Consider the following 13,213-nt stretch of genomic DNA (forward strand, 5'->3'; position numbering starts at 1 on the left):
CTAAACGGCAAGCGTGGGGAAATCATTCAGAGGCGAACAGAAAAACTGGCTCTGGCCAGGGTCAAACGGTCGGAATATTATAACCAATTTTCCACCTTAAATCCGACCCCTGTTTTGTCCGATTCCCGCTGAACCAGTACAGCGGTACTACCCAGCCAGCCGGTAAACAAAATCAATATCCCGAACAAACGGCAAAAACGAATAAATGACAATAGGCCTTTATTTGTTATAAGCATATATGTATTCAATCCTCCGGATCTATTACATGCATAATCCATGCCTGATAAAACCGCAAAAAGTTGTGATTTTTCTATCTATTCGGAGCGAGAGGTGTCTCAGCTGTTAAACCTGTCTCAAAACGATACAATGAATAAATCCTCCAATTACTAATTACGTAATCGTATAATTACTTTCATTTATCCAGTGCCACGCAGAGGAACGCGGGTTTAGTGTTTACGTAGCAGTGAATCGATCGTTATCGTTATATCTTAAGCGCCTTCACTACGAACTGATGAGTTCTTTTGCTGCCTTCACGAACTTCCATCATCAGGAAATAAACACCCGGTGATAATTTGTCACCATAGCTGATCTTGTGATATCCAGGCGAAAATGTTCCTTCGCAGATCTTATCGATCAATCGGCCCGAAATATCATAAACCAGCAACTTCATCCACGCCGGCGCGGGTAATGCCAACCTGATCACGCCTTTTTCATAAAATGGATTGGGGACAAAACCGGTCAGGGAGAATTCCGTAGGCACTGCGTTCGCAGGAGTTTCCATGATGCTGAGCGCTTCGATGACAAAAGAATCGCTGGTATAGAAGATCGCAGTATTGCTGCTGTTCGTGAGTTTTATCCGGGCGTCCATGGACGTTGCACCGCTCGGTATAGTCCACTCATAATTACCCTGATTTGTCAGGTTGGCAACGATCTGAGTATAGCTGCCACCGCCATCCAGGGAATACCCCAGGGTGACCTGCGCAATGCCGCCAAGCTGGTTCCACGTAATATAGTACTTGCGTGATGTGAACCATACATTGCCCAGAGCCGGTGAGGTGATAGCGAGTATCGGAGGAATAATGTTAAACGTATCACTCAGTCCACAAACCGAAGGAAGCGCCGTATTGGCAACCTTTATCCTGCTTACATATGAGAAGACTTCTGGTAGCGTCCATTCGTAATAACCGGAGTTTGTGACATTCGTCGCGATTGACGTCCACGTCTGTCCACCGTTCAGAGAATAGGAAATATCAGCATTGCTGAAGGAACCGACGGTCCGCCATGTAATGTAGTATTTCCTGCCGGAAATAAAGATATCGGCAGATGTCGGCGTGGTTATATCTATTATCTGTGGATGTATTGAGAAAAGTTCACTTTCATCATTGACAATCGGATTTTGGACGTTGATAACCTTTACCAGACAGACATCGGAGCTGACAGTTGGTGCCGTCCACTCGTAGCTGCCGCTATTGGTAACGTTGTTAACGATGTTTATCCAGCTGCCGCCGTTATCCGTTGAATACTGGATATTCACCGTCGCGATGGTTCCAGCCCATTGCCAGACGATAAAATATTTCCTACCCGAGATCATGTGGTCGCCGGTTTTTGGCGAAGTGACATTGATCATCTGCAGGGGGATCTGGAATATATCGCTCTGATCATAGACCGCGAGATTACTGTAGTTGGTGACTTTGACCACACAGTTATTCGAAGGCGTATTGGGAATGGTCCATTCATAACTGCCGGAATTAGTAACGGTCTCAATGATCGTGTTCCAGACATTGCCACCATCGGTCGAATATTCTATCTTAACATTCGCAAATGCGCCGGTATACCACCAGGTAATGTAGTATTTGCGGCCGATTATCCACTGGACGTTCAGAGCGGGTGATGTCACAGTTATCGTCTGCGGAATTATGGCAAAAGTATCGCTCCAGCCAAAACAGTCAGTATTGGCGGCGTTTATTACCCGAACGACCGCGAGATCGGTTGGCGTATTGGGAATGGTCCATTCATAGTATTGGCTGTTAGATATATTGGTCGCGACCTGAGTCCAGTTCAAACCGCCGTCGATCGAGTATTCGATATTGACCAAAGCAAATTCTCCCTGGTAATCCCACGTAACGTAATACTTCCTGCCGACAATGAAATCATCACTGGCTATCGGATAGGTGACATTTATTGTCTGTGGCCATATGGTGAAAGTCTCGCTGATGGCTTCAACGCCGGGATTTTCATAGTTTCTGATGCGTATCAGACACTCATTAGAGGGAGCATTCGGGATCGTCCATTCGTACTCACCGTCATTGGTTGTCGGGGACACGATATTTACCCAACTGAAACCGCCGTCATAGGAATAATCGATTACGGCACTTACAAAAGTACCGTTCGTTTTCCAGATAATGAAATATTTCTTACCTACGACCCAATAGCTTGCCGCCGTCGGGTATAATATCTGGATCTGCTGGTGAACTATTGAAAAATACCCGCTTTCAAAAAAATCGGAGCCACTGGTGTTTTGGACCCTGATCCGGCAACTATCGGTCGTATAATTCGGGACGTCCCACAAATAACTGCGCTGGGTATTACTCACCGTGGCAATACTGATCCAGGGACCGTTGTTGATTGAATATGAGATGGTTACCTGATTGGGCGCTGTAAAATTCTTACTGTACCAGGTTATAGGGCACTTTGCGCCGACCAGGAATGTATCGCAACTAAGCGGCGCGAGAACTCTGATCTGATATGGTATGAGCGAAGACGTATCCGCGATAACGAATTGATCGCTTGCGTCCCATATAGCTGAATTTTGTGCATTACCGACGTTTATAACGGCATTCGTCAGCGGAAAAGTATCGCAAGTCCATACATAATAGCCGGTATTCGGCGCGGACAATGTGATATTCCCCAGCGTATATGTTATCCATACGTTCGGGAACCCGCCGGCCCATTTCCACCTTATCGGATGCTTGTTTTTAATGAAGAACGTATCTACCAATGCTGGTCTGGTGACTGTGATCGTACCGTCACCTATCACGAATGTCGTATCACTCATGTCGTAACAGTCAATGTCGCTCGTATTTATTACTTTCAAAAGGCAGGTCGCCCAGACGCAGCTCGGGACTTCCCACAAATAATCGCCATCGTTAGCCGTACTGGCTATGATCGTCTGCCAGTTCAGGCCGCCGTCGATCGAATACTGCAGCATCACATTGGCAAAGCTTCCATTTGCATTCCAGTTAATCTGCATGCTGTCGCCCTCAATGAGAAATTCACCGCCGTTCGGATGGGTCACGGTTATGGTCGGTCGCACAATCCTGAAAACTTCGCTCAGATCATAGCTGTTCGCGTCGTCGTTACTGGTTATCTTTATACCGCAGGAATCGGAAATATAATAAGGCAACGTAACAATATAGCTACCGTCATTGGCAGTGCCGGCAGTGATCAGCCACCACTGTACTCCGGATTGGGTCTTATACCATAGTTCAAGTTTCACACTGCTCACGTTGCCGCGCCAGTTCCAATGGATGGGATAGATTTCGCCGGCTACCAGAGATTTTCCGCTGTCCGGGTCGAATATAGAAAATGTCGGGATCTGGACCGTGAAATTGCCATCACTTGCATCCCAGCAGTTGATATCGGCAGTATTTGTTATCTTGACGCGGCACTGATTCGATGGAATATTGGGAACCGTCCAGACATAATCACCATCATTTGTCGTCGATGCCACGATCTGATTCCAGTTTAGACCGCCATCCGAAGAGTACTCAAGCTTGACTGCGCTGATCGTACCGGTCCAGTACCAGTGTATCGGGCAGAGGTCTCCCACGACATAATTCTCCCCTCCATTAGGTGTTATGACCTGTAATCCGGTCGACAATATCGAGAAATTCGCATCGCTCATGTCAACACAGCCTGGATCTGCCGTATTTGACACCTGGACGCGGCAGTTATTGGAAGGCGTGTTTGGGGCAGTCCAGAGATAGCTTCCGTCATTTGGCGTAGAACCGACGATCGAAATCCATGTCGAACCGGCATCAGTCGAATAGTCTATCTTTACATTCACAATACTACCGGTCCAATCCCAATAAATTGGATAGGAATATCCGGCAGTATAACCTTCGCTGCCGTTAGGCGCGATCACCGTGATCGTATTGGACGAAATAGTAAAATCACCATCGCTTGTACCATAGCAATTCGCGTCAGTTGTGTTAGTAATTTTGATACGGCAGTTCGGCGAAGGGGCATTGGGAACCTGCCAGATATATTCACCGTCGTTTGGCGTCGATGCAATAACCGTTGTCCAGGAACTCCCGCTGTTCGTTGAGTACTCGATCATGACATTGGTAAACTGACCGGTCCAATCCCAGTGGATCGGGAAGTATTCGCTGATCCTTATGACATTACCTCCATCAGGTTTCTTGACATCGATCGTCGGACGCGCGACAGTAAAACTACCGTCGCTGAGATCATTAATGGCAGGATTTGCAACACTCGCTACTCTTACAAAACAGTTTGTCGAAACGGTATTAGGGATCGTCCACAAATAATCACCATCATTTGAGGTTGATGATGCAATAAGGAGCCAGTTACCACCCCCGTCGGTCGAATACGCGATCTCTACGTTGGTAATTGTTCCTTCCCAGTTCCAATGAACCGGATGTTTATTGCCAACAATCCACGATTCGCCTCCATTAGGCATTGTAACAGTGATACCTTGTCCCACGGCTACAACCATGGATATCAATACTAAAACAATCATCTTTTTAAACATAACAACCTCCTTGTTCTATAAAACTATAGCTTTATAGTTTTACAGCTATATAAAATATAACCATTCACGCGGTATTGTCAATATCTCGATTGAATGCATAATATATTCCCAAAACGCTCATAAAAACTTACGATTTTTCTATCTATTCGGAACGAAAGGTGTCTCAGCTGTTAAACCTGTCTCAAAACGATACACCGGTCAAATCCTCCAGTGCTTGACATTATTTTTCACGCAGATATAATTATCAGCGAGGTGAGAATACCATGATAGTTGACACACTTTTATTATCCACCGTTTTAATGATCTCCAGCGGTTTTGCTTTTGAAAATGACGCGCACACGGTCGCTTTGTGGCATTGCGACGAGGGCAGCGGGAATATTCTCAGGGACGCGAGCGGCAACGATCATGACGGCGAATTGAACGGCGGCGCCGGCTGGGACACAAAGGGCGCCTCCGGATCGTGCCTTTCGCTGGATGGCATCAATGATTATGTCGAAGTACCTACAAAGGACGATCTTATTCCGTTGAAGGAATTGACCCTTGAACTCTGGGTCAAGATCTCGGACTATCCTCCCACTCATTTCGCCCTTCTGTCCAAATCAGACAATTACCACGGCGGCAGCGGATATTTATGGGGAATTGAAAATACCGGCAAACCCAAATGCTATTTTAGAACCACCGACTGGAAATTTTCGCAGACCCAGGTGCCTCTTGATGAATGGGTATACTTAGCCGTGACGATAAGCCAAAAAAAGCTGCGGTATTATCTGAATGGCAAGGAAACTGACCATTTCGCTGTAGATACCAAAAACGATAACGCCTCCACGGAACTAAAAAACAACGATTTTCCGCTGATCATCGGTCGCACGGAGAATACCAATATTTATTTTTTGAATGGCCTGCTCGATGAGATACGAATATCCGACATCGTCCGTTCAGCCAAAGAAATCAACGACACATGGCTGCGCAATAAAGGTTTTAAACAAAAAACGTCTGTCATATTCCTGAAAAACGGTGATAAAATTTCCGGTGAAATAATAACGCCGGTCAAAATCGCATTTGAGACACCATACGGATTATTGGATGTGCCACTTATAGAAATAACAACGGTCGAATTTGGAGACAATCCAGGAACCGACCTGATGATAGTCCCTTCCGGGCAGTTCCAGGGTTCAGCTAAGGCAGATTCTTTCTATATTCAGAGCGATTACGGAAAGATGACAGTCCGCAAAGAGCAGATCCAAAGAATAGAACATTAAGTCCTTTTACCCTTAATTATTTTTAGGTAGTTCTCGACCCGCCAAATAGTGTGGCGGGCTCGAATAGTATTAACCTTCGAGTAGATTTTGTGTTCCTTACCGGGAATTAACTCGTAAGAGTTTTATAAAAGCCTTACGGCTTAACTCCATGACATTGAATAACCCAATTTCCAATTACATAATTACCGATTACTTAATAACTTATTTTTTCTCCTTTTCCAGCGCCACGCCGATGGGCGTGATCGAGGTTGTATGGGGCGGCCCCTCCCATCCCCAGTGCGACAATACCAAGGGAATGAAAATAACATTGGGATCGAACGGATCCTGGATAAATCCGGGTATGGAAAATCCGATCGCGACGTAATCACTGTATTTATCATAGATCACCTGACCGGAACCGCTCTGCCCGGACGTGCTCAGCGTAATTGCCAGGGAATCATAACAGGGAAATCCGTACGGGCTGCTGTCCGCTTCGACCCAATTCGTATCCGCACTCCACATGATGGTATCGTTTCTGTTATCATGCTTTGATACGATAGGGAATTTTAACAGTCTGATCATGCTCTTCTGCTGGATGAGTCCAAAACTGTCCAGCAGCCGGCTAAAAAACTTTTTGTTCTCGCGCCAGATCGTATCGAACGGAGTTTCAGTCCAATACTCTTTTTCCGGAGACAGCTGAACCAGGATCGTGTCATTCTTCGCGTCAAAAACATAAAGCGTCAGCCAGGCCATGCCGCTCGCGTCATAATCGTCAAAATAAGTAAAATATGCGAATTTACCCTGGCGCGACCAGCCGACCGGGAAGAACCTTGTCTCCATGAATGAGCCATACACGTTACTCGTATCACTGGCATCGACCGGCGGACTGTTATCATAAAAGCTGACTTCTTCAGGCTGCCGGTACATCATCGCCGATGTTTTCTGAGCCCACGCTGCTGGTGCCATGAAGATGATTGTGACAGTAACGGTGGTCGTGACTAAGATCATATTATGAAAATAACGTCGATACCTCATATACCCTTTTCGCATTTATCATTCTAATCTACGGATAGCCGTTGTCAACCAGTTGAATGTATTTGAGATTGCTTCGACTCCCTCGACAAACACGGGATCCTGCGATGACAGAACAACCGCGCCACGATAGCATTGACAGAGCATGCTTTTCCGGGTATCATAGATAAACATGATGATCAATAGAAAGATATAGTGGAACACACGAAGAAAAAGAAAGTAAAACGCATAGCTTTTATCGGCAACTATTTACCGCGTAAATGCGGTATCGCCACTTTCACAACCGATCTATGCGAATCCATCGCTTCCGAATTCAACAAATCAACCTGTTTTGCCGTGGCAGTGAATGACGCGGATTCCGCTTACACGTACCCGCCGCGGGTCCGATTCGAGATAACCGAAAGCGATATTGTATCCTACCGCCGGACCGCCGATTTTCTGAACATTAACAACGTGGATGTTATTTCGCTGCAGCATGAATACGGCATCTTCGGAGGCGTAGCAGGCAGCCACATACTCGCCCTGCTGCGCGAGCTGCGCATGCCGCTGGTAACCACCCTCCATACGGTTCTTCGCCAACCCGATCCCAATCAACGCAAGGTGGTGGAGGAACTGATCCGTTTGTCGGACCGGATGGTGGTCATGAGCCACAAAGCGGTGGAATTCATGCATGATGTCTACAAAGCGCCCCGGGAGAAGATCGAACTGATCCCCCACGGCATCCCTGATATTCCCTTTGTCGACTCGAATTTTTACAAAGACCAATTCGGCGTTGAGGGAAAGATGGTCCTGCTCACCTTCGGGCTGATGTCCCCGAACAAGGGCATCGAGAATGCGATCAAAGCCTTGCCTGCCATCCTCAAGCAGCATCCCAACACCGTGTATATCGTAGTGGGCGCCACGCATCCCAACACCCTGAAAAACGAAGGCGAAGCTTATCGTCTCTCGCTGGAACTTCTGGCCGAGGAATGCGGCGTCGAAAAGGGAATTATTTTTCATAATCGTTTTGTGAGCCTGGAAGAACTCATCCAGTTCATTTGCACGACTGACATCTACATCACGCCCTATGTCAATCCGGAACAGGTCGTCTCGGGAACTCTGGCCTACGTTTTAGGCGCAGGAAAACCTGTGATCTCGACCCCATACTGGTACGCGCAGGAGTTGTTGGCTGACAACCGCGGCGTACTGGTTCCCTTTAATGACCCCGAGGCAATCGCCACTCAAACGATTTCCCTGCTGGAGGATAATATTAAACGTCACGCGATCCGAAAGCGCTGCTATCTATATGGACGGGAAATGATCTGGCCGATAGTTGCCAGTCGTTATATGAAATGTTTTGAAAGCGCTTATGAAGAACGAATGAGGAAGAGACGATCCATTTTCGTGGCTAAAACCATGAGCCAGAGACCGCCCGATCTGCCGGTTCTGAACCTTAATCATCTTTTTTCATTAACGGATGATACCGGCATGCTCCAGCATTCTGTTTCGATCGTACCCAACTATGGAGAGGGATATACGACCGATGATAATGCCCGCGCATTGATCCTGACCACGATGATCGAAGAAATAACGCAAGACACAAGGCAGAACGTCGACAAGCTGGCGATCCGTTATCTGGCTTTCCTCCAGTATGCTTTTAATCCCAAACTCGGCCGGTTCCGCAATTTTCTTGCTTACAATCGCACGTGGCTGGAAGAATCAGGTTCCGAAGACAGTCATGGACGAGCCTTGTGGGCGCTGGGTATAATGCTGGGTCGGTCAAAATCTCAAAAGCTGCGCAACCTGGCCGGACTGCTCTTCAGCACCGCCTTACCCGCGTCAGTCAAATTCAGCAGCCCGCGCGCTTGGGCTTTCACGCTTATCGGCATCAATGAATACCTGCGACGTTTTGCAGGAGACCGGGCAGCCCAGAATGTTGAAGGGATCCTGGTCGAAAAACTAATGGAGCTGTACCGTAATAACAACACTGCGGATTGGCCGTGGTTTGAAGATATTCTCTCTTACTCCAATGCTAAGCTGTCCTATGCCATGCTTATGTGCGGACAAAGGTTGTCAAGGAACGACCTGAAAGACATCGCGTTCAAAACCCTTGATTGGCTGACAAAAATCCAGCAATCCAGGGAAGGTTACTTCGAACCCATTGGCAGTAATGGATTTTACCGCCGGGGTGGTGAACGCGCGTACTTCGATCAGCAGCCGATCGAAGCTTACGGCATGATCCTCGCCTGTCTCGAAGCGTTCCGTGTCACCGGCGAGAACCGCTGGTATAAAGAAGCCCAACGGGCGTTTGAATGGTATCTGGGCAGAAACAGCGGGCGGCTCCCGCTTTATGATTCAGTCACAGGCGGCTGTTACGATAGTCTGCATTCCGACCGGGTCAATGAAAATCAGGGTGCTGAATCTACGCTGTCCTTTCTGCTTTCTCTGCTTGAAATGCGCCAGGCCGAACATGTTATTATCACCCCAGCGTCCGAGTAGTCCGCGATGACCATGGATTCCCAGTCTAACGAACTAATCCAACGGCATCCTAAAAACCCGATCCTCACGGCCCAGGATTGGCCTTACCCTGTCAACAGCGTTTTCAATCCCGGGGCAGTACTCCTCCCTGACAAAACAACGCTGCTGTTATGCCGCGTTGAGGACCGAAGCGGGCGTTCCCACCTCTGCGCCGCCCGTTCGCCAAACGGCGTGGATTCCTGGCAGATTGATCCAAAACCTACTCTGCTGCCCGATCTTGATTCTCATCCGGAGGAGATCTGGGGCATCGAGGACCCGCGCATTACCAATGTTCCAGAACTTGGAAAATATATGGTCGCTTACACATCCTATTCAACGGGCGGACCAGGCGTGTCGCTGGCTCTGACTACCGATTTCCGCCAATTCGAGCGGCTTGGTTTCATCATGCTCCCGCCGGACAAGGATGCGGCTCTCCTGCCGCGGCGGATTGGCGGTCACTGGGCTTTGATCCACCGGCCGATGACAACTTTTGGAAACCACATCTGGCTTTCCTATTCACCCGACCTTTATCACTGGGGCAGACATAAACTGATTCTCAAAGCCCGGCGCGGCGCCTGGTGGGATGCTGACAAAATCGGTCTTTCTCCACCGCTGATCGAAACGTCAAAAGGATGGCTCATGATCTACCATAGCGTCCGGCAGACGGCAGGCGGTTGTCTCTACCGGTCCGGGCTCGCTCTTTTAGCGAGTGATAACCCGGAACGCTGCATCCTGCGCAGTAACACATGGATACTGGGGCCCGAAACACCCTATGAGCGCGGGGGTGATGTACCAAACGTAACTTTTTCCTGTGGCTGCACGATCGCGCCGGACAATGATACGCTCAACCTTTACTATGGCTGTGCGGATAGCTGTATCGCCCTTGCCCGGATGAGTATTAAATCTCTATTGGATTGGCTGAACAAGAACGGAAGCTCTCCTGAAGAATGCCAGGAATAAGAAAGCGCTGAAAAAGTTGCAGGGATGACGGGAAGTAGAAAAAGGAGTTAACTCGTAAGAGTTTTATAAAAGCCTTACGGCTTAACTCCAACGCTTAACGAAGTTCTCGACTTCGCTCGAACAGTATAAGAAAAAATCATAACCTTCGAGTAAGTCATGTGATACAAGACGCATCGAGAAGTACCTAAGATAATATTTTTAAGGTTTTCATCACTGCGCTGACATTGGCGTCCTTTTTCATCCATTTAGAATTCTATCTGAAAAATAGGGTAATCTTCAGTAAATCACTGTCATCATAGATTTCTGGTAATGCTGGAAATCTATAACAAGGGTATTGATGACAAAAAAAATCACTCTTTGCGGGGATCAATACTACATTTATCTTTAAATAATTCTTGAATGATAACAAGGGTATTGACGACCTTAAAAAAATCCTGTTAAACTGGAGTCAATACTACATTTATCTTTAAATAATTCTTGAATGATAACAAGGGTATTGACTTTTATCAGTATTTATGTATAATTAATAATAATAAGCGCACTAGATGTTTATTTATGTGCATGTTTGTAAAAGTTGGAATAAAATGGTAATTAGTGGTTAAAACCCCAATTTATCATTACTAGATCAACCCCAAACAGAATAAACTGACAGCAAGCTTGAAAGGAGAAAAATGCCTACACTAGGTAAAGTAAAGTGGTTTGATAGCCGTAAAGGCTATGGCTTCATCGAAAAAGAAGATGGCAGTGGCGATGTGTTTGCCCACTTCCAGGAAATCGTCGGTGAAGGCTATCGTTCACTTTCCGAAGGCGATCATGTGAAATTTGAAATCACAGCCTCGCCCAAGGGTGAAAAAGCCACAAAAATCGAACGTGTGTAATCTGTCGATAGACAGAGAATACGCGTAAGACAAAACAGAAAACCCCGCACGCCAGCACTTAAAGTGCAAAGTGTGCGGGGTTTTCTATAACAACAACATAGTTGACTAACGCCCAAAAATACGTATATTTTCACATGCATCCATTCATCAACATGCGAATCACTTGCAATCCCTTTCTATCAAGGATACGCGGGCTTTGATCAGGCAGCTCAGCCTTAAAACACCGTGAAAGTCCTCCTGGTTTCTCCCCGTTCTTCAGATGACAGAGCACCGGTGGGGTTTGTAATCCCGCAGCTGGCGCTCCATGTCCTGGCGGCCTTGACGCCGGACGATGTACTTGTGGACATTGTTGACGAGCAGTTCAGTGACGTTGATTTTTCCGCCAGCTACGACATTGTTGGGATCTCGGTCATGACGGCCACCGCAATGAGAGGCTACCGCCTGGCAAAAGCATTCAGGGATAAAGGAAGCACGATAGTTTTCGGTGGTATTCACGCGTCGGTAATGCCCGAAGAAGCCATCAGGTACGGGGATGCCGTAGTGATCGGAGAAGCCGAGAATTCCTGGCCCGCCCTAATCGAAGATTTCAAGAAAAATTCTTTGAAGAAATTTTATAAAAGCGAAGCGCCCGACCTGGCTAAAGCACCTTTGCCGAAAAGAAACATGAAGATCGATAAAAAAGTCCTCGGCTACCGGTGGCCTGGTTTCTACACCACTAAAGGGTGCCCGTACAACTGTGAGTTCTGCTCGGTCAGCAACGTGTATGGCAGGAAAATCCGCCACCTGCCGATAGCCGCAGTTATAAAGGATATTGAAAATGCAAAGTCAAAAATTTTCCTTTCGCTCGATGACAATATCGCGGCAAACCCCGCTTACGCAAAAAACCTTTTTAAAGCCATGTCCCACCTGAACATCAAATGGGGCGGTCAATGCACCGTTAAGATCGCTGACAACAAAGAATTACTAAAACTGTGTTTTGAATCAGGTTGCCGGGGTCTTTTTATCGGACTGGAATCAGTTTCGCTCGCGTCAATGGGCAGAATGCATAAAACATTCAAAACGATCCAGGAAAACGAAGACGCGATCAAAAAGATCCAGGATACCGGAATCATGTTCCATCCTTCATTTGTCTTTGGTCTGGATGATGATACAAAAGCGGTTTTTGATGACACATTGAGTTTTCTGTACAAAAACAAGATCATGAACGCGACGTTCAATATCCTCACGCCTTATCCGGGAACGAAGCTGTATGATCGGCTGAAAATGGAAGGAAGACTCCTCTCGGAGGATTGGAGCCTGTTCAACCATTCGAGCGTCGTGTTCCGTCCGAAAAACATGACGGGCAGAGAACTCTCTGAAGGTTATTTTCATCTTAAGAAAGAATTTTATTCATTGAGCAATATCTGCAGGCGTATCACAAGGTTCAGTGAGATCCCCCACCCGGGTATCCCCCAGTTTTTCTATATGCTTTTTAATAATATTGCGGGGGCGCAAACACTGTATGAAGCGTACAAGACCATGAATATTTTCAAAAAAAAGGACCAGGCAGCCGTTAATTAAACCGGGGTCAATACTACCGTGATCCTTTAATGATTTTTAAGTGTTACAAAGGTCTTGATTACATTGTTTATAAACTATTTATGCGGATATCAATACTTCATTGAATCTGGTAATATTGTTTGAGTGTTAACAAAGGTCTTGACAAAGTATAATATTTGTATATAATAAATACAATTAAGCGTACTTGATGTTTATTTGTTTGTCAGCGTTGGATTGGAATGGTAATTCGCGGTTAAAACCCAGTTTATCATTGCTCAGGTCAACCCCAAACAAAA

7 protein-coding genes are annotated in these 13,213 nt (G+C 46.7%); 5 read left to right on the forward strand and 2 right to left on the reverse strand.

Annotation, left to right across the window (positions count from 1 at the left end; translation table 11 throughout):
* Positions 1–481 precede the first annotated feature (481 nt).
* The gene (locus VF399_02165) at positions 482–4,774 is read right to left on the reverse strand and encodes a hypothetical protein (protein HEX7319146.1); all 4,293 of its coding nucleotides are present in this window, start codon (positions 4,772–4,774) and stop codon (positions 482–484) included.
* Between the two features lie 263 nt (positions 4,775–5,037).
* Between VF399_02165 and VF399_02170 the strand changes: the two genes are divergently transcribed.
* Entirely contained in the window at positions 5,038–6,033 is a 996-nt protein-coding gene (locus VF399_02170) for a LamG domain-containing protein (GenBank protein HEX7319147.1), read from the forward strand.
* 201 nt (positions 6,034–6,234) lie between these two features.
* On the opposite strand, the gene VF399_02175 is transcribed toward VF399_02170, so the two are convergent.
* Positions 6,235–7,047 (reverse strand): hypothetical protein, encoded by an 813-nt coding sequence (locus VF399_02175; protein ID HEX7319148.1) that lies wholly within the window; start codon positions 7,045–7,047, stop codon positions 6,235–6,237.
* Positions 7,048–7,239: 192 nt separating this feature from the next.
* Between VF399_02175 and VF399_02180 the strand changes: the two genes are divergently transcribed.
* From VF399_02180 to VF399_02195, 4 genes are all read left to right on the forward strand, one after another.
* Positions 7,240–9,522 (forward strand): glycosyltransferase family 4 protein, encoded by a 2,283-nt coding sequence (locus VF399_02180; protein HEX7319149.1) that lies wholly within the window; start codon positions 7,240–7,242, stop codon positions 9,520–9,522.
* Between the two features lie 6 nt (positions 9,523–9,528).
* Positions 9,529–10,500 (forward strand): glycosidase, encoded by a 972-nt coding sequence (locus tag VF399_02185; GenBank protein ID HEX7319150.1) that lies wholly within the window; start codon positions 9,529–9,531, stop codon positions 10,498–10,500.
* A 671-nt stretch (positions 10,501–11,171) separates the two neighbouring features.
* Positions 11,172–11,378, forward strand: a complete 207-nt coding sequence (locus VF399_02190) for a cold shock domain-containing protein (GenBank protein HEX7319151.1) — start codon at positions 11,172–11,174, stop codon at positions 11,376–11,378.
* Positions 11,379–11,651: 273 nt separating this feature from the next.
* Positions 11,652–12,938 (forward strand): radical SAM protein, encoded by a 1,287-nt coding sequence (locus VF399_02195; protein ID HEX7319152.1) that lies wholly within the window; start codon positions 11,652–11,654, stop codon positions 12,936–12,938.
* Positions 12,939–13,213 lie beyond the last annotated feature (275 nt).

The sequence above is a fragment of the bacterium genome, assembly GCA_036382775.1.
In the GTDB taxonomy this organism is placed as follows: Bacteria; Hydrothermota; Tepidihabitantia; order SM23-42; family JAOAFX01; genus DASVHD01.